19 protein-coding genes and 1 tRNA gene are annotated in these 19804 nt (G+C 60.5%); 9 read left to right on the plus strand and 11 right to left on the minus strand.

The features are described from left to right. Window positions 1-29: 29 nt before the first annotated feature. Window positions 30-953, minus strand: coding sequence for a LysR family transcriptional regulator (locus AC193Q_RS09840; RefSeq protein ID WP_095668835.1), 924 nt, complete (start codon window positions 951-953; stop codon window positions 30-32). A gap of 182 nt (window positions 954-1135) precedes the next feature. Between AC193Q_RS09840 and AC193Q_RS09845 the strand changes: the two genes are divergently transcribed. Together AC193Q_RS09845 and AC193Q_RS09850 are read left to right on the plus strand one after the other, a co-directional pair. Further along, the gene (locus AC193Q_RS09845; protein ID WP_047293328.1) at window positions 1136-1567 is read left to right on the plus strand and encodes a helix-turn-helix domain-containing protein; all 432 of its coding nucleotides are present in this window, start codon (window positions 1136-1138) and stop codon (window positions 1565-1567) included. Between the two features lie 134 nt (window positions 1568-1701). Then, window positions 1702-4518, plus strand: a complete 2817-nt coding sequence (locus tag AC193Q_RS09850) for a helix-turn-helix transcriptional regulator (protein WP_121186220.1) — start codon at window positions 1702-1704, stop codon at window positions 4516-4518. On the opposite strand, the gene AC193Q_RS09855 is transcribed toward AC193Q_RS09850, so the two are convergent. Next, window positions 4474-5931, minus strand: coding sequence for a helix-turn-helix transcriptional regulator (locus AC193Q_RS09855; protein WP_121186222.1), 1458 nt, complete (start codon window positions 5929-5931; stop codon window positions 4474-4476). The genes AC193Q_RS09850 and AC193Q_RS09855 overlap by 45 nt on opposite strands. A gap of 160 nt (window positions 5932-6091) precedes the next feature. Further along, the gene (locus AC193Q_RS09860; RefSeq protein ID WP_047293323.1) at window positions 6092-7042 is read right to left on the minus strand and encodes a GlxA family transcriptional regulator; all 951 of its coding nucleotides are present in this window, start codon (window positions 7040-7042) and stop codon (window positions 6092-6094) included. A 209-nt stretch (window positions 7043-7251) separates the two neighbouring features. Between AC193Q_RS09860 and AC193Q_RS09865 the strand changes: the two genes are divergently transcribed. Further along, window positions 7252-7974 (plus strand): pirin family protein, encoded by a 723-nt coding sequence (locus tag AC193Q_RS09865; protein WP_121186224.1) that lies wholly within the window; start codon window positions 7252-7254, stop codon window positions 7972-7974. A 51-nt stretch (window positions 7975-8025) separates the two neighbouring features. On the opposite strand, the gene AC193Q_RS09870 is transcribed toward AC193Q_RS09865, so the two are convergent. Together AC193Q_RS09870 and AC193Q_RS09875 are read right to left on the minus strand one after the other, a co-directional pair. After that, on the minus strand, window positions 8026-8514 hold the full coding sequence (locus AC193Q_RS09870; RefSeq protein WP_483879466.1) for a hypothetical protein: 489 nt from the start codon (window positions 8512-8514) through the stop codon (window positions 8026-8028). A 179-nt stretch (window positions 8515-8693) separates the two neighbouring features. Further along, on the minus strand, window positions 8694-9569 hold the full coding sequence (locus AC193Q_RS09875; protein WP_121186229.1) for a LysR family transcriptional regulator: 876 nt from the start codon (window positions 9567-9569) through the stop codon (window positions 8694-8696). 110 nt (window positions 9570-9679) lie between these two features. Here AC193Q_RS09875 and AC193Q_RS09880 point away from each other — a divergent pair, with 110 nt between their 5' ends. The 3 genes from AC193Q_RS09880 (at window position 9680) to AC193Q_RS09890 (ending at window position 12984) form a co-directional block, all read left to right on the plus strand. Next, window positions 9680-10870: a YbfB/YjiJ family MFS transporter gene (locus AC193Q_RS09880; RefSeq protein ID WP_121186231.1), complete on the plus strand. Its 1191-nt coding sequence runs from the start codon at window positions 9680-9682 to the stop codon at window positions 10868-10870. Window positions 10871-10931: 61 nt separating this feature from the next. Then, window positions 10932-11930: an NAD(P)H-quinone oxidoreductase gene (locus tag AC193Q_RS09885; protein ID WP_239777641.1), complete on the plus strand. Its 999-nt coding sequence runs from the start codon at window positions 10932-10934 to the stop codon at window positions 11928-11930. Window positions 11931-12039: 109 nt separating this feature from the next. After that, window positions 12040-12984, plus strand: a complete 945-nt coding sequence (locus tag AC193Q_RS09890) for an alpha/beta hydrolase (protein ID WP_121186235.1) — start codon at window positions 12040-12042, stop codon at window positions 12982-12984. Here AC193Q_RS09890 and AC193Q_RS09895 read toward each other — a convergent pair. Then, a complete protein-coding gene (locus tag AC193Q_RS09895; RefSeq protein WP_121186237.1) occupies window positions 12981-14792 on the minus strand; it encodes an ABC transporter ATP-binding protein in 1812 nt (603 codons plus the stop codon). The genes AC193Q_RS09890 and AC193Q_RS09895 overlap by 4 nt on opposite strands. 203 nt (window positions 14793-14995) lie before the next feature. Between AC193Q_RS09895 and AC193Q_RS09900 the strand changes: the two genes are divergently transcribed. Further along, complete coding sequence (locus AC193Q_RS09900; RefSeq protein ID WP_095668827.1) at window positions 14996-15409, plus strand: VOC family protein; 414 nt, start codon at window positions 14996-14998, stop codon at window positions 15407-15409. Window positions 15410-15466: 57 nt separating this feature from the next. Here AC193Q_RS09900 and AC193Q_RS09905 read toward each other — a convergent pair whose 3' ends face one another. Next, window positions 15467-15796 (minus strand): hypothetical protein, encoded by a 330-nt coding sequence (locus tag AC193Q_RS09905; RefSeq protein WP_007961262.1) that lies wholly within the window; start codon window positions 15794-15796, stop codon window positions 15467-15469. Between the two features lie 166 nt (window positions 15797-15962). On the opposite strand from AC193Q_RS09905, the gene AC193Q_RS09910 reads away from it, so the two are divergent. Both AC193Q_RS09910 and AC193Q_RS09915 read left to right on the plus strand, forming a co-directional pair. Continuing rightward, the gene (locus AC193Q_RS09910) at window positions 15963-16238 is read left to right on the plus strand and encodes a hypothetical protein (protein WP_047293307.1); all 276 of its coding nucleotides are present in this window, start codon (window positions 15963-15965) and stop codon (window positions 16236-16238) included. 70 nt (window positions 16239-16308) lie between these two features. Next, window positions 16309-16512: a hypothetical protein gene (locus tag AC193Q_RS09915; protein ID WP_483879631.1), complete on the plus strand. Its 204-nt coding sequence runs from the start codon at window positions 16309-16311 to the stop codon at window positions 16510-16512. A 100-nt stretch (window positions 16513-16612) separates the two neighbouring features. Here the strand turns inward: AC193Q_RS09915 and AC193Q_RS09920 are convergent. From AC193Q_RS09920 to pheT, 4 genes are all read right to left on the minus strand, one after another. After that, window positions 16613-16689: transfer RNA gene (locus AC193Q_RS09920), tRNA-Pro, on the minus strand. A gap of 88 nt (window positions 16690-16777) precedes the next feature. After that, on the minus strand, window positions 16778-17134 hold the full coding sequence (locus tag AC193Q_RS09925) for a MerR family transcriptional regulator (protein ID WP_003179985.1): 357 nt from the start codon (window positions 17132-17134) through the stop codon (window positions 16778-16780). Continuing rightward, window positions 17115-17417, minus strand: coding sequence for an integration host factor subunit alpha (gene ihfA / locus AC193Q_RS09930; protein WP_002553164.1), 303 nt, complete (start codon window positions 17415-17417; stop codon window positions 17115-17117). The genes AC193Q_RS09925 and ihfA overlap by 20 nt, the downstream gene beginning before the upstream one ends. Window positions 17418-17420: 3 nt before the next feature. Then, window positions 17421-19799: a phenylalanine--tRNA ligase subunit beta gene (gene pheT / locus AC193Q_RS09935; RefSeq protein WP_483879467.1), complete on the minus strand. Its 2379-nt coding sequence runs from the start codon at window positions 19797-19799 to the stop codon at window positions 17421-17423. Window positions 19800-19804 lie beyond the last annotated feature (5 nt).

Consider the following 19804-nt stretch of genomic DNA (forward strand, 5'->3'; position numbering starts at 1 on the left):
GGTGAACGCTGTTTTAGACGAACGGTCACTCACACCACTGGAACATCCAGCGACACCGACATGAACTGACTGATCCGCGACCGCAGCCATTTCTCTGCCGGGTCGTTGTCATGCACCCCGCTCCAGGCCATCGACAGTTGCGCCGCATCAATCGGAAACGGCGGATCTTCAGCTCGCAACGCACAACCTTCCACCAGCGCACACGCGGCGTAATCCGGCACGGTAGCGATCATCTCGGTGCCCGCCAACAGCGCGCGCAGGCCGCTGAACTGAGGTACACCGAGCACCACCCGGCGGCTGCGGCCGACCTTGGCCAGGTCCATGTCGATGTTGCCGCTCAGGTCCCCCGAGAACGACACCATGGCGTGAGGCCGCTCGCAGTACTCGTCAAGCGTGAGCGGCCCCGGGCGGTCGTCGCCACGCAGAACCTTGCAGGGAATGTCGCGCAGTTTCTTGCGCTTGGCGTTGGCCGGCAGATCGGTGGTGTAACTCACGCCGACGGAGATTTCCCCGGACGCCAGCAACGCCGGCATCAGCAGGTAGTTGGCGCGGCGCACCACGACCACGATCCCCGGCGCCTCTTCCTGCAACTGGCGCAATAGCGGAGGAAACAGACCGAACTCGGCGTCATCCGAGAGGCCGATACGGAACACATCGCAACTGGTCGCCGGATCGAATTCCTTGGCCCGGCTGACCGCACCGGAAATCACGTCCATCGCCGGTTGCAGCTCCTGCAGAATCGCCAGCGCTCGCGCCGTCGGCTCCATGCTGCGGCCGTTGCGCAACAGCAGCGGATCATCGAACAGGTCACGCAAACGCCCCAGCGCGGCACTGACCGCCGGCTGGCCCATGAACAGTTTTTCGGCGACGCGGGTCAGGTTCTTTTCGAACATCAGCGCTTCGAAAATCACCAGCAGGTTCATGTCGACACGGCGCAGATCGTTACGGTTCATGGGCTGCAATTCCTTCTAAGACCGTTCGCAAGTGCTGAGCACTTTACCCGATCAACGGTGGTTTGCATCCGTGTCAGGCCTGCGAATTAACAACGATTAACTCGTCAGCCGGCATGTCCCTTCTTAACAATGAAGGCCTCTGCGCAGCGTTGTTTTTCACCTCCACGACACGGACACCGGCCATGGCTCCTCTACAGCAATCCGTCGCCCTCGCCCCTGCCAGCGAAACGCCCCGGCCGCTTATCGGCGGCCTCAGCCCGCAACGGGAGCGGCAGGTCAAACAACTGATCCTCGAACGCCTCGGAGAAAGCCTGGAAGTGGCCGAGTTGGCACGCGCCTGCTCATTGTCGCGCAGCCATTTCTCCCGGGCGTTCAAGGCCAGCACCGGTCTGGCGCCGCAGGACTGGATCCGCGAGCAGCGCATTGCCCGCGCCAAGCTGCTGATCCGCCACACCGGCCTGAGCCTGACGCAGATCAGCCTGGAATGCGGTTTCTGTGATCAGGCACATTTCTGCCACATGTTCACCCGCAGCGAAGGGATCAATCCGTTTGCCTGGCGCTGTCAGGTCATGCGTGATGGCAACGCCCCCCGGACACGGCATCTGAGCTTTTGAGCGTTGCGCAAGAGCCCGGCGTTGCACTGATGGCCAAACCTGAGGAATATGCTGCGATACCTTGTAGCCGACGATCTGCGTCTTCACGCAGCGTCCATCTGCCAGGATCGCCGCATCACCGCAGGAGTGCGCTGTTGAGTCTTTCCCCGAATCAGGCCATCGGCTTCGGCCCCTATCGGATTTACACCGGACAACGATTGGTCATGGAAGGTGACCAGCCGTTGCGGCTGGGGCGGCGCGCCATGGATATTCTGCTGATGCTGCTGGCGCATGCCGGAGAAGTGGTGAGCAAGCAGCAACTGCTCGCCGGCGTATGGCCGGACACCGTCGTCGAAGACATCAATCTGCGGGTGCACATGGCCGCCCTGCGCAAGGCGCTGGGCGACGGTCAGGCCGGTCAGCGCTATATCGTGACCGTGGCCCAGCGCGGCTACAGTTTCGTTGCCCCACTGACGGTGCACGCCAACGGACAACGGCTACTGGAGGCGGCGCCCGGGCGCCACAACCTGCCGCTGCGCCGTACCCGGATGATCGGCCGCCAGTCATTGGTGGACAGCTTGATGCAGCAACTGCCGCGACAGCGCTGCATCACCCTCATCGGCCCCGGCGGCATTGGCAAGACCACCGTTGCCCTGCGCGTCGCCGAGCAGTTGCTCGGACGCTATCGCGATGGCATCCGCCTGCTGGATCTGGCGCCGCTCACCGACCCGGCGCTGATCGCCTCGCAACTGGCGACCCTGCTTGATCTGGCGGTACACGACGGCGCGCCGCTGGCGAGTGTGATCAACGATTTGCGCGAACGGCAGATGCTGCTGGTGATCGATAACTGCGAGCACCTCATCGATGCCGTGGCGCTGCTCGTCGAGAGCCTCCTGCGCGGCGCACCGCACGTACATATTCTGGCCACCAGCCGCGAAAGCCTGCGCGCTGAGGGCGAGTTCGTGCAGCGTCTGGAATCCCTCGATTGCCCGCCTGCGACGAGCCGTCTCGATCGCGAGCAGGCGATGACTTTCGCCGCCCTGCAACTGTTCGTCGAACGAACGATGGGCGCCCATGAACGCTTTGAACTGAGCGATGCCGAGCTACCCCTGGCGATGGAAATCTGCCGGCGTCTGGACGGTATTCCGCTGGCTCTGGAACTGGCAGCAGCGCAGGTCGAAAGCCTGGGCCTGAGCGGCCTGCTGGAGCAATGGCAGGATCACTTGCACCCACTGGCGGCGGGCAACCACCAGCGCCATGCGCGGCATCAAACGCTGCACGCCACGCTGGACTGGAGTTTCAATCTGCTCACCCCTTGCGAGCAGACTTGCCTGCGGCGCCTCGGGGTGTTTCGCGGCAGCTTCAGCCTGGCCTCGGCTGCGGCGGTGATCGTCGGTCAACACATCGATCCCACGCAGGTGCTCGCATCGGTCACGCAACTGGTGGGTAAATCGCTGCTGAACGTGGAAGTCGGTGATGAAGAAGTGTTTTATCGCCTGCTCGACACCACCCGCCATTACGCCCTGGAAAAACTCGAACTCAGCGGCGAACGCGAAACCCTGCGCGAACGCCACGCCGAACGCTATCTGACGTTGATGGAGCAAGCGCAGACCGAATGGGAACACACTCCGACCACACAATGGATCGAGCGCTATGCCCGAGGCCTGGAAGATCTGCGCGCTGCACTCGACTGGAGTTTGCACGGCAACGGCTCGCGCCCTCTCGGTATCCGTTTGACCGCGACGTCGGCCGCGTTGTGGCAGGAGCTGTCATTGCTCAAGGAATATGGCGCGCATGTCCGTCAGGCGTTGTCCTTGCTCAAAAGCGCGGAACAACCCTGTCCGCGCCTGCAGACAGCCTTGCAACTGGCACTCGGCAGCGCTTGTTATCACACCTGCGGCGGTTCGCCGGAAACCATTGAAGCGTTCACTCAAGCTAACGCGCTGGCGCAGCAGCACCACGACGTCGCCGCGCAATTGCGCGCAATCTCCGGCCACCTGGCGGTCAATCTCAGCTGTGGGCATTACCAGGCGGCATTGCAGCAAAGCGAACAATTCGACCGCCTCGGTGGCCACGACGACCCGCTGCTGTCATTGAGCATTCACCGCTTGCGTGTCCTTGCGCTGCACTTTGCCGGCGACCAGCCGCGCGCGCGGATCAACGCCGAGCAAGTGATTCAGCGTATGGCCCACAGTGGTTGTCGCAACCGCTTCACCCACGGCTTTGGCGTGCAGTACGACCAGAGCGTGGCTTCGTTGACCATTCTCGCCCGGGTGTTGTGGCTGCAGGGGTTTCCCGAACAGGCGTGGCGCACCGCCCGGCAGGCGCTGGATATCGCCGTGCAGATCAACCACGGAACGTCGATCTGCTACACCCTGGCATTGGCCAGCTGCCTGATTGCGCATTACAACGGCGACGCCAGGACTGCGCGCGAATTGTTGCAACTGTTGCTGGAGCAGGCGCAGAAGCACTCGGTGCTGCTGTTCTATCGCTGGGGACGGCACTATGCGCAGGTGATCGATGAACGCCTGGCCCAACCCGACGCGCCGGCGGATAACGGGCTGATCAAGGAGCTGATGGTCACACTCGATGCCCGCCATATCGACGAAGCGCTGCTGGAGCGGGCGCACAGTGGCGCAGCAGGCTGGAGCACGGCGGAGGTGTTGCGGGCCGAGGCTGAGCGGTTATTGGCGGACGAGGCGGATTGTCCGCAGGGACGCCTTGGCGAGCAGGCAGAACACCTCCTGCAAAACGCCCTCGCCACCGCCCGTGCGCAGGGCGCGCTGGCCTGGGAACTGCGCAGCGCCACAACATTGGCCCAACTGTGGCAGCGCCAATCACGCCACCGCGAAGCACTGGAGCTGCTGACCCCGATCCATCAACGCTTCACCGAAGGCTATGCCACGCCGGACCTGCGCAAGGTGCGCTTACTGCTCGATGCGTTGCATGAACAGTTGCACACCCGCAGCTGATCGATTTGGCCTGCGGTACAGCGCGCGATGGTACGCGATAGCACTCGGTTCAACGCTGGCTTCGGTCTGTTCACGGACGTAACAGCGAAGAAGATTGAGCATTCGGTAACGCACTGCATCTGCACCCCGCTCCACCGTCAGCCATGACTTGGCAGCCAGGCGTTCAATCACCGATCGCAGATGCCCACCGTCGATAACCCGCAGCGCAGCCTCTTCGGTGAAGGCCATCTTGAATACCGACAGGCGCTGCAAGACCCGACGTTCGCAGGGCCGCAGATCCTGATAGCTCCAGTCCAACGCTGCGCTCATGGATTGATGTCTTGGCTTCGCGGTGCGGCGGCCATGCCTGAGCAGGTGCAGGGCGTTGTCCAGTTGCGCTTGCAGCCCTACCAACGCCAGCGCATCGATCTGCGCGGCCGCCAGTTCAATGGCCAATGGCAAACCGTCGAGACGACGACAGAGACTGCACACGGTTTGCAGATCCTGCTCGCGCAAGCTGAAATCGTGCTGCCGGGCACGCGCGCGGCTGACCAGCAATTGCACCGCCGAATAGCCCATGAGTTCATCGACGCTGGCCGGTGTCGAGGCCTTGGGAAAGGTCAATGGCACAATCGGTTGCAGGGTTTCCAGATTGGCCTGCAACGGTTCGCGACTGGTGACCAGCAGCGCCAGCCGCGGCGCCGCCAGTTGCAGTCGCTCCACCAATGCCCGGCATGAGTCACGACACCGCTCGCTGTTATCCAGCAGCAGCAAGGCATGACGCGACGCTAACGCATCGAACGAAAGGTCGAGGGTGCGCAACAGGTGTTCAAGCAGTGACGGCGCATCACCGAGCATGGACAGGTCGATGTACCAGACGCCGTCGCGGTAATGCTGCAACAGCAATTCGGCCACCCGCAGCGCCACCGTGGATTTGCCGATGCCGGCCGGGCCGGTCAGTGTCATCAAGCGGCACAGGGGCATTTGCCGGACCAGACGGCCCACCAGCGCATCGCGGCCGATGACCGGAGTCAAGCGGGCGGGCAGATTCTGTTGCGGCGTCTGCATGGTGTCGAACACGACCTGCGCGACGCTGTCGCCGTGCACCGGCGCGATAAAGCTGTAACCACATTGCGGCACGTTGACGATGTAGCGCTGGCCCTTCTCGCCATCGCCCAGCGCCCGGCGCAACGCGGCGATGTGCACCCGCAGGTTGATCTCTTCGACCACACTGTCCGGCCACACGCGGGCGATCAACTGCTCCTTGCTTACGACGCGACCGGCGTGTTCGACCAGCACCTGCAAAATATCGAGGGCGCGGCCGCCCATGCGCAATGGTCGATCCCCGTCGAGGATCAGCCGTTGGCGCAGATGAAAGGCGTATGGCCCGAAATACAACACCGATGCAGCGGGTAAATCTTTGTGGCTGTTCATGCCGTTTTCCAGCGCCAACGCGCGCGGGCAGCATGCCCTCGGCGCTCAGCGCTTCTCCCTTCCAAGCGTTACCGTTTATCTTGGCAGGCGCAGGTGACGGTACAACCTCCGTACAGGGCGCAACACGGACATCCGGATGCACCGGACGGACACAACCGCTCTAGCTGAACTGTTCGCGGTATTGCGCCGGGGTCAGGCCGAGCTTTTCCGCAAACAGAAAACGCATATGGCGCACACTGCCGAAACCACTTTTGTAGGCCACGGTCTTCAACGGCAGCTCAGTGGTTTCCAGCAGATTACGCGCGCAATCGATCCGGGCGTTTTGCAAAAACTCCATCGGCGTCATGTTCACATCCCGCGCAAACAGCCGCGCAAAATGCCGGGTACTCATGTTCGCCAGCCCCGCCATGCGCTCGACGGTAAAGGCTTCGTCGAGATGCTCCAGCACATGGTTCTGCACGCGGGTGATCGCGGTTTCCTGTGGCGCCACTGCGGCCATCAACGGACTGAACTGCGCTTGCCCGCCCTGACGTTTCATCACCACCAGCAGCACCTTGGCCACGTCCTGAGCGAGCTTTTTCCCGTGATCCCGGGCGACTACGGCCAATGCCAGATCGATGCCGGCGGTCACGCCTCCCGAAGTAATCAGATTGCGGTCTTCGGTATAAATCTGGTCGGTTTCCACCTGCGCCTTGGGAAACGCCTTGATCAAACGTTCGGTGTAGTTCCAGTGAGTGGTCACGCGATAACCGTCGAGCAGACCGGCATGCCCGAGCACAAACGCCCCGGTGCAGATCGAACCGTAGCAACCGGACTGCCCCACCGAGCGTTGCAACCAGGCAAGCAGCGCCGGGTGTTTTTCGTTATAGGCACCCGGTCCACCCGGTACCAGCAGCAGGTCGAAGGCCTGGGCCGGGTCGTCAATATGGCGGTCGGTCTGCACCTGCACACCATTGGAAGCTCGCAGCATCCCGTGCTCAGTGCCCAGGGTGATCAATTGGTAGTGATCTTCAGGTTTCAAGTAGCGATTGGCGACCGAAAACACCTCCATGGGGCCGGCCATGTCGAGCAGGAGAAAGTCGGGGAACAGCACCATTGCCACGGTTTTCATGGGTGAACATCACTGAAATCAAGGGAAGGAACAGACCCGCATTATGGCCAAGTGCATGACATCCGGCGAAAAGAATGCGTGATCGACTCCACAAAACTGTCAACCTGAGCAGGACAGTATTTCAATTTCGATCTACTTATTGCCTCAGCCGATTAACAGTAACCTTCTCCTCACTCGGACGAATCAACGTCCTGCAAGGAGAATTCATCATGCTGACCCTTCGCAAAGCTTCCGACCGCGGCCTCGCCAATCATGGCTGGTTGAAGTCGTTCCACACCTTTTCCTTCGCCAGCTACCGCGACCCACGCGAACAGGGTTTTTCCGACCTGCTGGTGATCAACGATGACCGCGTGGCGGCCGGCAAGGGTTTCGGCCAGCACCCGCACCGCGACATGGAGATCTTTTCCTACGTGCTTGAAGGTGCGCTGGAGCATAAGGACACCTTGGGTACCGGCTCGGTGATCCGCCCCGGTGACGTGCAACTGATGAGCGCTGGCAGTGGTGTGGCCCACAGCGAATTCAACCATTCGGCCACCCGTCCAGTGCACTTTCTGCAGATCTGGATCGTGCCGGAAGTGGCGGGTGCCAAGCCGCGCTACCAGCAGGAGCACTTCAGCACGCAGAAAAAACGCGGTCGCCTGCAACTGATTATCTCGCCGGACGGTAGCGATGGTTCGCTGACAGTGCGCCAGGATGCGCGGGTTTACGCCGGGTTGTTCGATGGCAAGGAAAGCGCGACGCTGGAACTGCCCGCCAACCGTTACGCCTACGTGCATGTGGCGCGTGGCAGCGTTGAACTCAACGGCCAGTCGCTGCAGGAAGGTGACGGCGTGCGGGTTCGCGAGGAACAGGCGCTGACCCTGAGCAATGGCGTGAATGCCGAAGTACTGGTGTTTGACTTGCGTCCGCAAGAGCTGCCGCAAATGCCATGAGGCAGGGGTTTTCAATGGCAACAAAAACGGCCTTCGATTGAAGGCCGTTGTTTATTTTGGCAACACCGATGATGGCAGCTCGGCAGGCTTCGCTGCACCGACATCCTTGCCCGCCTGAACCGCCGCCAACGTTGTTTGTACCGCTACATAAAGGTTGGCCTGGCTGGCGAAATACCCACCCACGACAATGCTGACCACGCCAAACAAATACACTGCCGTTGCCATCCAGACATTGGCATTCACGGTGCCCGCCTTTTTGAGCGCCTCTCTGGATTCAATGGCAATGCCTTGAATCATTGACTCGTAACGTTTATCCCGCTCGAACTGGATGCGCTCAATAGCCTTGTCTCGCTCTGTCTGAGAGCCAAGGAACTCTCGGATATCTGCGTGCACTCGCTCTACGCGAGCATCCATTCTTGCCTCGATGGTCTCGATCCTCGCGTTGAATTCTTCACGGCTGATTGCGTTCATGGCTGATGTGTTACGACCTCTGCTCAATGTGTCAGTGCTTTGATATTGCTCGAATTCCCTGGCTTTCAATCCGATCCCTTCCCTGGGTTACCGATACCTGTTCTGGCGCATCACTCACACCGATTTCCTGGCGCTGCAAGTTGCATCAACAGTAGGGCTGGCGCTCCAAGCCCACAAGCCGGCAGATTCTGCTGTGGGTGTAGGGCGTTTCGTCAGACGATGTAGCTTCTCCAAAGCGCTTTGAGCCGTCACTCATTCTCCAGTGCAAACGCCTCGACAATCTGCTCAATCACCGCCCTGACCCGTGCGGTGTGGCGCAAGTCCGCGTGGGTCACCAGCCAGACCTCATACGGTTGCGGGCGATTGCGCTCCGGCCAAAGCCTGATCAGGCCATCGCGCTCGCCCATGTACACCGGAATTTCTCCTAAGCCCAGGCCAGCCGCAATCGAGCGCCGTACCAGCAGACTGGAGCTCAGGCTGGCGACGATACGCCCGCGCTGCAGCGGTTCGCACACCAGTGTCATGTCCTTGTGCGTCTGCAAATACGGTTGGTAGACCACGAGGTCATGGCCTTCGAACGCCGTACCCTGCGGCGGGATGCCATGAGCGTCGATATACGCCTGTGAAGCGAACAACCCCACGGGCCAGCGCGCAATCCGCCGCGCGATCAGATCGGGATTGTCAGGCCGGGTATTGCGCACGGCGATGTCGGCCTCGCGCTTGGCCAGGCTGAGGATCTGCGTGGAGGCGTCCAGTTGCACACGCACGTCCGGGTGCTGCGCGTGCAGGCGACTAATGGCCGGAATCAGAAAGTCGATGGCCAGCGAGTCGGTGGTGCTGACGCGTACGGTGCCGGTCAGACGGGCATCCAGGCCCTGAATCTGCCGCTCAAGCGCCAGCGCCGACTGCTCCATTTTTTCCACGCTTTTGAGCGCGGCTTCGCCGACTGCGGTCAGTGCGTAGCCGTCGGACGTGCGCAGGAACAAGGTCGCGCTCAGGGATTTTTCCAGCGCCGTGATCCGTCGCCCGACAGTCGCCTGATCCACCCCCAGAACCCGCGCTGCGCCGCGTAAGGTCGACTCTCTGCATACCGCGAGAAATACCCGCGCATCATCCCAGTTCATGCTGTCCCGCCCGATGCAAATTTGCATCACTATAAAGCCAATTCGCTGCATTACCGCAGCAAAGATAGCCGATATTCTGAGTGCCTTAGAACTTCCTCAGGATGGCTGTCATGCGTACATCGACCTCAGCGTTACCGATTTTCTCGGGACTCTGCGCCAGCCTGGTCGGCATTGGTCTGGCGCGTTTTGCCTATACACCGCTTATTCCCTCGCTGATTCAGGCGCAGTGGTTTTCTGCCAACGACGTGGTGTACCTCGGTGCAGCCAATCTGGTCGGCTATCTGATCGGCGCCCTGCTCGGCCGCCCGCTAGCGCGGCAACTGGGCAATAAAAACGCCCTGCGACTGATGATGCTGCTGGTCACCGCAGCGTTTTTTGCCTGTGCATTTCCGTTGTCGGTGAGCTGGTTCTTTGGCTGGCGGTTGCTGTCGGGGATTACCGGCGGTGCAATTATGGTGCTGGTGGCGGCGACTGTACTGCCCCATGTGCCGACATCCCGCAAAGGACTGGCCAGCGGTGCGATTTTTCTCGGTATCGGCCTGGGGATTGCCGCCTCCGGGACCATCGTCCCGCCCTTGTTGAATATGGGCCTGCACGCCACTTGGTTGGGACTGGGCGGATTGTCGTTGTTGCTGACCGTAATAAGCTGGTTTGGCTGGCCTGCTGATCTCCCGCACCCGACCGCCACTCACGCAGGCGCGACGGTTGAGCCAACCCCTTCCGCCGTCTATTTACTGTTCGGCCAATACGCATTCATGGCCGCAGGACTGGTGCCGGCCATGGTGTTTCTGGTGGATTACGTCGCTCGTGGGCTCGGTGCCGGGGCGCAAATTGGCGCACTGGTTTGGGTGATGTATGGCCTGGGCGCAATTGTCGGCCCGGTAAGTTATGGCTTTCTCGCGGATCGGCTTGGCGCGCGGATGGGGATTCGGCTGGTATTGCTGGTACAGGCGATTGCGCTGGGACTGCTGGCGGTTTCCAAGTCCTTCATGGCGTTGGCCGTACTGGCAGTGATCATCGGTTCATTCCCGCCCGGGATCGTGCCGCTGGCCCTGGCTCGCGTGCATGAACTGGTGCCTGATCACCATCGCCAGCAAATCGCCTGGAGCCGCGCCACCGTATCGTTTGCCACGTTTCAGGCGCTGGCCGGATTCGCCTATTCGGCACTGTTCAATGCCACGGGCGGTCATCACGCAATGCTCTTCGTGATCGCCGCAGGGGCGATTGGCGTGGCGATCTTGTTGGAGCATGCCCTGAAATGGCTGCACTCAGCGACTGAACCACGCGTCTGTGAAAATTGAAGGGAATCATTGCCTGCGGGCTGTGCTCCCATCTTCAGAACCTCAAGCAACAGGAATCGACATGACCTTTCCCAGCGAAATGACCCGTATCGAAATCACTCAACCTGGTGGCCCCGAAGTCTTGCAAGCCAAGCGTGTGCCCCTGCCCGTCGCCGCAGCCGGCGAAGTGCTGATTCGCGTGCATGCCGCCGGGATCAACCGCCCCGACGCCCTGCAACGGGCAGGCAAGTACCCGATGAAGCCGGGCATGAATCCGATTCCCGGTCTGGAAGTGGCCGGCGAAGTGGTGGCGCTGGGTGCGGGGGTCAGTCAGTTTGCCGTGGGGGACAAAGTTTGCGCGCTGACCAACGGCGGCGGTTACGCTGAATACTGCACGGTGCCGGCCGGGCAAACCTTGCCGATCCCCGAAGGTCTGGACTGGGTGCAGGCCGCCGCGATCCCCGAAACGTTCTTTACCGTGTGGGCCAACCTGTTCGGTCTCGGCAACGCTCAACGTGGTCAGCGCGTGCTGATCCACGGTGGCACCAGCGGCATCGGTACCACCGCACTGATGCTGTGCCGTGAATTCGGCATCGAAGCCTTTGCCACCGCCGGCAGTGCCGATAAATGCGCGGCAATCAGTAAACTGGGTGGGCAACCGATCAATTATCGCGAGCAGGATTTCGCCACGGTCATCGCCGAAAAGACCGCGGGGCACGGCGTGAATGCGGTCCTGGACATCATGGGCGCCTCGTACCTCAACGGTAATGTCAGCGCACTGGCGATGGATGGCCGACTGGTGATGCTCGGCTTTCTCGGCGGCGGCAAGGCCAACGACATCGACCTGCTGGCAATCATGGCCAAACGGGCAGTGATCACCGGTTCACTGCTGCGTGCGCGAACCACAGAGGAAAAGGCCGAGATTGCCGGGCAACTGCGCGAACATGTTTGGCCAGCGCTGGCCGCCGGGCGCTGCCTGCCGATCATCGACAAGGTCTACTCGCTGCACGAGGCGGCCCAGGCGCATACACGCATGGAAGGTGGCGACCATATCGGCAAAATCGTCCTGCGGGTGAACTGAGCTGCAGCATCTTGTAATCGTTGCGAGGAGACGGTGGTCGAAAAACTCACGCGCAGATCAAGGCATCTGGTAAAAAGCCTTCTTTGTCTGCGCCGTGGTGAATCGTTTAATGTTCCTGTCCTTCATGACGCGTTTGCGTCGTCGCCGTCTGGCGTTCGCCTGCATGGCTGCGCTGATCATTGGCGTACCGACGAGTTGTGCGGTGCTCGAACACACCGAGCGCAAGCTGCTGTTTCGCATCGAACCGGGCACGGCCGGCTGGTATCGCGGCTTGCCGGGCAGCGTGCAGGAACTCGACCTGCAGCCCAAGAGCTTCAAGGCCGGGGAGAATATTCATGCCTGGTGGTGGCCGGCGGAAAAAGCCAATGCACCGGCCATTCTTTATCTGCATGGCGTGCGCTGGAACCTCACCGGGCAGCTGTTCCGCATCGAACAATTGCGCGCGGCCGGCTACTCGGTACTGGCCATCGACTACCGCGGTTTCGGTCAGAGCAAGGGCGATCTGCCTTCGGAAAGCAGCGTGTACGAAGACGCCCGTGTGGCGTGGGAGCGCTTCAAACTGCTGCAGCCCGACCCGAGCAAGCGCCTGATCTACGGTCACTCGCTAGGCGGTGCCGTGGCCATTGATCTGGCGGCAGAGCTCGGCCAGGACGCCGCGCGGGACCATGCACCGCTACCGGTCAAGGGTCTGGTGATTGAGTCGACCTTCACCTCCCTCGCCGATGTGGCCGCCGCCGTGGCCAACACCTCGCTACCGGTGCGCTGGCTGCTGTCGCAGAAATTCGACTCCATCGACAAGATCGCCGAGATTCACATGCCGCTGTTGGTAGTGCACGGCATGGCCGACGCGTTCGTGCCGCCACGCTTCAGCGAGCAACTGTTCAACGCCGCCCGACAACCGAAACGACTGCTGCTGGTGCCAGGCGCGACCCACAACAACAGCATGGCACTGGGCGGACAGAATTATCGCAAGGCGATCGATGCGCTGATGCAATCAAAACCCGCGCCGCGCGTGGCCGGCCCGGCAATGGCCCGCAACGCACAGGATTCCTAGCGATAGCCGCGAGCCTGCAGATCGAACAATTTGGCGTAGCGTCCATTGGCGGCAATCAGGCTGTCGTGACCGCCCTGCTCCAGTATCCGTCCGGCCTCCAGCACAATGATCTGATCGGCGTTGCGCACACTGGAAAAGCGATGGGAAATCAGCAGGGTCATGCGACCTTCGCTGTGCTGGCTGAAATGCTCGAACACTGCCGCTTCCGCTGCCGGATCCAGGGCCGAGGTCGGCTCGTCGAGAATCAGGATATCGGCATCGCGGCGCATGTAGGCCCGGGACAAGGCAATCTTCTGCCATTGCCCACCCGACAACTCCTGACCGCCAGCAAACCAGCGACCCAACTGTGTGGCGTAGCCGCGGTCAAGCCCTTCAATGAACGGCGCGGCCATGCCTTCGGTAGCCGCAGCCTTCCAGCGTGATTCTTCATTGAACGCCAGGGTATCGCCAACGCCAATGTTTTCACCCACGGTGAACTGGTAGCGGATGTAGTCCTGGAAAATCACGCCGATGCGCCGGCGCAAAGTGGTTTCTTCCCAATCCTGCAAGTCACTGCCATCAAGCAGGATGCGCCCTTGATCCGGCCGATAAAGGCGGGTCAGCAGTTTGATCAGGGTGGTCTTGCCTGAACCGTTCTCCCCCACCAGCGCCACGCTCCTGCCCGGCACCAGGTGCAGGTCAATGCCTTCCAGTGCCGCGCGAATGGCGCCTGGATAACGAAAACCGACGTTTTCAAAGCGCAGGCCATCGCCCGGGTGCGCGCCGACGGTGAGATGACCGGAATCGGCCAGCACCGGTTCAGCCAGGTATTCGTAAAGGTTCGACAGGTACAAACCGTCTTCATACAAGCCGCTGATTGCGCTCAGACTGCTACTGACCGCGCTTTGCCCCTGCTTGAATAACACCAGGTACATGGTCATTTGGCCGAGACTGATATTGCCGTGCACGGCATCGATCACCACCCACGCATAGGCCAGGTAGAACGCCCCGGTGCCGAGCAAGCCGAGACCAAAACCCCAGCCATCGCGACGCAAGGTCAGGCGCCGATCCTCGGCATAGAGCTTGGCGAAGGTGTCCCGATAACGCTGCAGCAGCAACGGTGCAAAGCCGAACAACTTGACCTCTTTGATATAAGCCTCGTGGGACAGCAAGGTTTCGATGTAATTTTGCTGCCGACTTTCCGGGGCCCGGCGGGTAAACAAGCGGAAAGCATCGCCGGAAAAATGTGCCTCGGCAAAGAACACCGGCAACGCGCCGATCACCAGCAACAGCAGTGCCCACGGCGAAAAGTGCACCAGCAGCACACCAAAGCTGATCAGCATGATCAGGTTCTGGATCAGCCCCAGCGACTTCATCACCAACGCCAGCGGTCGAGTCGAGGCTTCGCGGCGTACGCGCACCAGCTTGTCGTAGAACTCGGAGTTCTCGAACTGCACCAGCGACAGGGTCTGGGCCTTTTCCAGAATCAGCGTGTTGACCTTCTGCCCCAACTGCACCCGCAGCAGCGACTGCTGGACCGACAATGCCCGCTGTGTGCCGGACAACAGCGCCAATACCCCCGCCTCCAGCAGGACATAACGCAACACCGGCCACAGCGGGGCATCGCCCTGCTGCGCGTGCAACTGCATCGCCGTCACCACCGCATCGACAATACGCTGCCCCAGCCACGCGGCCAGCGCCGGCAGCACGCCGGCAATCAGGGTCGCCAGCACCAGCCCCAGAAACAATCCGCGTGATGTCGCCCAAACCAATAGCAAGGCGCGCCGGGCCTGATCAAACAGGGCATTGAAGCGGGAAATCAAAGGCATGGCAGATCAAGCTCGACAGGTCGTACAGGGTGTCATGGTACTCCGCAGGGTTTATCCGTGCTGAAACCCGGTGTTTTCAGAAGAAAAACATCTGGAAAAACTCCGGCCGTTGCGACGTCCAATGCTCTGCTATGTTTTTAACCGCCTTTCGCGGAACCTGGCGAAAATCGCCTCTCTCCGCGCCTACTGCCAGGAGCGCAACCATGCGAATCAATCCCTATCTGATCTTCAACGGCAACTGCCGCGAAGCCTTCACTTTTTACGAACAAGCCTTGCAGGGCAAACTCGAAGCGATGATGACTTTCGGCGAAACACCCGCCGCCGAACACGTACCGAAAGAGCACCACAACCTGGTCATCCACACCTGCCTGAAAGTCGGTGACCAGATGATCATGGCCTCCGACACCACGCCCGACCGGCCAACCGGAGGCATGAGCGGTTGCTCGATTTCCCTCAACGTCGACAGCATTGCCGAAGCCGAGCGAGTGTTTAATGCGCTGGCCAAGGACGGTCGCGTCGACATGCCGCTGGAGGCGACGTTCTGGGCCGCCCGGTTCGGCATGCTGGTCGATCGCTTTGGGGTCTCCTGGATGGTCAATTGCGAGAGCGACAAGTGACGCTGACGTTTCGTCAGGCATGAAAAAGCCCAACCGTTTCAGGTTGGGCTTTTGGGTTTATCGCTGGGCCAGTTCATGCCGCACACATTGTTCGTAATAAGTCTGCTTGACTGCCGCCGGCTTGAGCTTCGAGGTGCTGTTGTAGGTCTGCTCGGTAATGCCCATCGCCGTCATGCGCATCCACGGTTGCTGGAACTTGCGCACCTGCAACTGCTTGCGTGCGCCATACAACGAGATCCCCGACAGCTTCGACTGCTGCGCCCCGGCGGCGATGTCCGAGCCCCAGGTACAGGCAAACCGATGACTCTTGCTCAACTCCCTCGCTTCAATGGCCGAAGCAAAGGCAGCCAGGGAAAGCGTTGCAACGGTTATGACAATCGTCCGCATATAGCCAACCTAACCTTTTGAAAAAAGGCGATTTTGCCGAGGAAGCTCAGACCTGGGGGCCAGCAAATTGCCGCATGGCGCGCAAAGCCAGCCGTTCGTCCAATGAGCAGCACCTTGGCGAGCCTGGTGCCTCCAATGCGGTACACCACCCAACAAGGCCGGAAAAATGGACAACAAGATTGCAACCCTGATGCTTGCAAGCCTGATGCTGGCTGGCTCTGCCTTGACACTGGCAACCGAGAAAGCAGGATCAGCCGCACCGCCCACGGCCATCCCAGGCGTCAATCAATCCAGCAACACATCTGAATCAAACGAAGAAAAAGCCAACAAGAAAGGTGAAGAAGCCTCAGGCTCGAACTCGGGCGCAGAATCGAAAGAAACCGAGAAAGACGCGGCAACCTCCAGCGACTCGGAAGATATTCAGAGCAAGACAAAGCAGTAACCACTGGATTGACCGACAGCGAACGCCGATCATGCTGGGCATCGCCAATCCCCTGCAGATGAATGAAAGTATGCCCAGCAAAGAAGCGCAAACCCAGGCACCCGCGACCGTCGCTGACATCGAACGCTCGATCCAGGCCCTGAACAAAATGGCGGAACGTTTATGGGGCGATGGCCGAGAGTCAGAAGCAAAGGCACTTCTGGATGCACTGGATGCATTGAACCGGGCGCTGGACCGGATCAGGATTGGTGAGAGCCGTAGGGTTCTGCATTGAGGCGTGGCTTTTTGGCTGGGCACAGCATAGTCGTCCCGCAAAACTCACGCGCATGAAAAAGGCCAATGTCATTAACATTGGCCTAAGTCATTGAAATATATGGTCGGGACGGAGTGATTCGAACACTCGACCCCTAGCACCCCATGCTAGTGCGCTACCGGACTGCGCTACGCCCCGACTGGTTTGGAACCTGCCCTTCATCTCGAAGAGCGCTCAAGAATATAGCGCAAGCTTTTGAAAACTGGAAGTATTCAAACGCAGCTTTTTATTTCTTGAGCACCACCAGTACATCTTCAAGCTCAGCGATCATCTGGCGGATCATTTGCTTGTATTGGGTGGTGTCGTCTTTGGCTTCATCGCCGGACAAACGCAGGCGCGCGCCGCCGATGGTGAAACCCTGATCGTAAAGGAGCGCGCGGATCTGCCGGATCATCAGCACGTCCTGGCGCTGATAATACCGGCGGTTTCCGCGGCGTTTGACGGGGTTGAGCTGAGGAAACTCCTGCTCCCAGTAGCGCAGCACGTGTGGTTTTACCGCACACAGCTCGCTGACTTCACCAATGGTGAAGTAGCGTTTGCCCGGGATGACGGGTAGCTCGTCGTTATGACTTGGTTCCAGCATAAGCCTCAACTCGGGCCTTCAACTTCTGCCCTGGACGAAAGGTGACCACACGGCGAGCCGTGATCGGGATTTCTTCCCCCGTTTTCGGGTTGCGGCCAGGCCGCTGGCGTTTGTCCCGAAGGTCGAAATTGCCGAAACCGGACAATTTGACCTGCTCGTTGTCTTCAAGAGCGTGCCTGATTTCCTCGAAAAACAGTTCGACCAATTCCTTGGCTTCCCGCTTGTTCAGGCCCAGCTCTTCATACAGACGTTCCGCCATCTCAGCTTTCGTCAAAGCCCCCATACGTCACTTCCTTAACGTGGCGTTCAACTTTTGTTCGAGCGAGGTGAGGATATTTTGCGTCGTCGAATTCACCTCATCGTCATTAAGAGTGCGCGATGGATGCTGCCAGGTCAAGCCAACTGCAAGGCTTTTTCTATCAGGATCAATGCCTTTACCCTGATACACGTCAAACAGCCTGAGATCCGTGAGCCATTCGCCTGCATTTTCACGGATTACGTCGAGTACAGCCGAGGCCGCGACGTCTTTGTGCGCGATCAGTGCAAGGTCACGACGCACTTCAGGAAAACGCGACAACTCGTGGAATTGCGGCATTTTTCCGGAAGCGACTTCAGCCAAAACCAGCTCGAAGACGAATACCGGACGATCCAGACCCAGGGCTTTGGACAGTTCAGGGTGAATCGCACCGATGAAGCCGACTTCACGCCCATCACGTTCAATGCGCGCGGTTTGACCCGGGTGCAGCGCCGGATGTTTGCCCGGAGTGAAAGTGAAGGCCTCCAACGCACCGGCGTAACCCAGAACCGCTTCAACGTCCGCTTTCACATCGAAGAAATCGATGCTGTCGCGACCCTGTGCCCAACCTTCCGGCAGACGGCTGCCGCAAACAACACCCGAGAGCATCGGCTCTTGCTTCAGACCTTCCAGCTGACCGACGAAGCGCAGACCGCTTTCGAACAGACGCACGCGATCCTGCTGACGGTTCAGGTTGTGCTGCAACGCCTTGACCAGGCCCGGCCACAGCGACGAGCGCATGGCAGCCATGTCATTGGAAATCGGGTTGGCCAGCAGCAGCGGCTCAACGCCCGGATTGAACAGTTCGAACTGCTTGGGATCGATGAAGCTGTAAGTGATCGCTTCCTGATAACCACGGGCAACCAGCAGACGACGCAACTCAGGCAGCTCGCTGCGTGCTTCAGCTTTGGCTTGTGGCGCCAGACGCGCTTGCGGGTAACGAACCGGCAGACGGTTGTAGCCGTAAAGACGCGCCAGCTCTTCGATCAGATCGACTTCCAGGCTGATATCGAAACGGTGGCTTGGCACTTCTACGCGCCACTGACCTGCTCCGTCAGCGGAAATCTTCAGACCCAAAGCGCTGAGCAGACGCTCAACCTGCGCCGAATCCATTTCCATCCCCAGCATCTGGGTGATGCGCTGTGCACGCAGGGTGATCGGCGCGATCGACGGCAGGTGCTGCTCGCTCACGGTTTCGATGATCGGGCCGGCTTCACCACCGGTGATTTCCAGCAGCAGGCCAGTGGCGCGCTCCATGGCTTCACGGGCCAGTTGCCAGTCCACGCCACGCTCGTATCGGTGCGAAGCATCGGTGTGCAGGCCGTAGGAACGGGCCTTGCCCGCCACAGCGATCTGGTCAAAGAACGCACTTTCCAGGAACACGTCGCGCGTGGTCGCGGACACTCCGCTGTGTTCGCCCCCCATCACGCCGGCAATCGCCAGAGCGCGAGTATGGTCGGCAATCACCAGCGTATCGCTACGCAGACTGACTTCCTGACCGTCGAGCAGCACCAGCTTCTCGCCCTCTTCAGCCATACGCACGCGGATGCCGCCATTGATTTCGGCGAGATCGAACGCGTGCAGCGGCTGACCCAGCTCGAGCATCACGTAGTTGGTGATGTCGACGGCAGCGTCGATACTGCGCACTTCGGCGCGGCGCAGTCGTTCAACCATCCACAGCGGGGTCGGCCTGGACAGGTCAACGTTACGGATGACACGCCCCAGGTAACGCGGGCAAGCGGCAGGCGCCAGCACGTCTACCGGACGCACTTCGTCGTGCACAGCCGGAATCGCCATGACCACCGGACGGGTAACCGGAGCGGCGTACAGCGCACCCACTTCACGGGCCAGGCCGGCCAACGACAGGCAGTCGCCACGGTTCGGGGTCAGGTCGACCTCGATGCTGGCGTCTTCCAGATCCAGATACACACGGAAATCTTCGCCCACCGGCGCATCGGCCGGCAGTTCCATCAGACCGTCGTTGCCTTCACCAATCTGCAGCTCGGCTTGCGAGCACAACATGCCGTTGGACTCGACGCCGCGCAGCTTGGCCTTCTTGATCTTGAAGTCGCCCGGCAGTTCGGCGCCGATCATGGCGAACGGAATCTTCAGGCCCGGACGCACGTTTGGCGCACCGCACACGACCTGGAAGGTCTCCGCGCCATTGCTGACCTGGCACACACGCAGCTTGTCGGCGTCAGGGTGTTGCTCGGTGCTCAGCACCTCGCCGACGACCACGCCGCTGAATACACCGGCGGCCGGGGCCACACTATCGACCTCCAGACCCGCCATCGACAGACGAGCAACCAGCTCGTCGCGACTTACCTGCGGGCTAACCCAGCCACGCAGCCATTGTTCACTGAATTTCATCCTGC

The sequence above is a fragment of the Pseudomonas sp. F2 genome, from assembly GCF_057174385.1.

Coding starts and splice junctions, on each gene's coding strand:
- AC193Q_RS09925 (WP_003179985.1), bottom strand. CDS start 17,134: ATGCTGGAACCAAGTCATAACGACGAGCTACCCGTCATCCCGGGCAAA.
- AC193Q_RS09865 (WP_121186224.1), top strand. CDS start 7,252: ATGCTGACCCTTCGCAAAGCTTCCGACCGCGGCCTCGCCAATCATGGC.
- AC193Q_RS09880 (WP_121186231.1), top strand. CDS start 9,680: ATGCGTACATCGACCTCAGCGTTACCGATTTTCTCGGGACTCTGCGCC.
- AC193Q_RS09905 (WP_007961262.1), bottom strand. CDS start 15,796: ATGCGGACGATTGTCATAACCGTTGCAACGCTTTCCCTGGCTGCCTTT.
- AC193Q_RS09855 (WP_121186222.1), bottom strand. CDS start 5,931: ATGAACAGCCACAAAGATTTACCCGCTGCATCGGTGTTGTATTTCGGG.
- pheT (WP_483879467.1), bottom strand. CDS start 19,799: ATGAAATTCAGTGAACAATGGCTGCGTGGCTGGGTTAGCCCGCAGGTA.
- AC193Q_RS09840 (WP_095668835.1), bottom strand. CDS start 953: ATGAACCGTAACGATCTGCGCCGTGTCGACATGAACCTGCTGGTGATT.
- AC193Q_RS09915 (WP_483879631.1), top strand. CDS start 16,309: ATGCCCAGCAAAGAAGCGCAAACCCAGGCACCCGCGACCGTCGCTGAC.
- AC193Q_RS09910 (WP_047293307.1), top strand. CDS start 15,963: ATGGACAACAAGATTGCAACCCTGATGCTTGCAAGCCTGATGCTGGCT.
- AC193Q_RS09845 (WP_047293328.1), top strand. CDS start 1,136: ATGGCTCCTCTACAGCAATCCGTCGCCCTCGCCCCTGCCAGCGAAACG.
- AC193Q_RS09895 (WP_121186237.1), bottom strand. CDS start 14,792: ATGCCTTTGATTTCCCGCTTCAATGCCCTGTTTGATCAGGCCCGGCGC.
- AC193Q_RS09890 (WP_121186235.1), top strand. CDS start 12,040: ATGTTCCTGTCCTTCATGACGCGTTTGCGTCGTCGCCGTCTGGCGTTC.
- AC193Q_RS09875 (WP_121186229.1), bottom strand. CDS start 9,569: ATGAACTGGGATGATGCGCGGGTATTTCTCGCGGTATGCAGAGAGTCG.
- AC193Q_RS09860 (WP_047293323.1), bottom strand. CDS start 7,042: ATGAAAACCGTGGCAATGGTGCTGTTCCCCGACTTTCTCCTGCTCGAC.
- ihfA (WP_002553164.1), bottom strand. CDS start 17,417: ATGGGGGCTTTGACGAAAGCTGAGATGGCGGAACGTCTGTATGAAGAG.
- AC193Q_RS09900 (WP_095668827.1), top strand. CDS start 14,996: ATGCGAATCAATCCCTATCTGATCTTCAACGGCAACTGCCGCGAAGCC.
- AC193Q_RS09885 (WP_239777641.1), top strand. CDS start 10,932: ATGACCTTTCCCAGCGAAATGACCCGTATCGAAATCACTCAACCTGGT.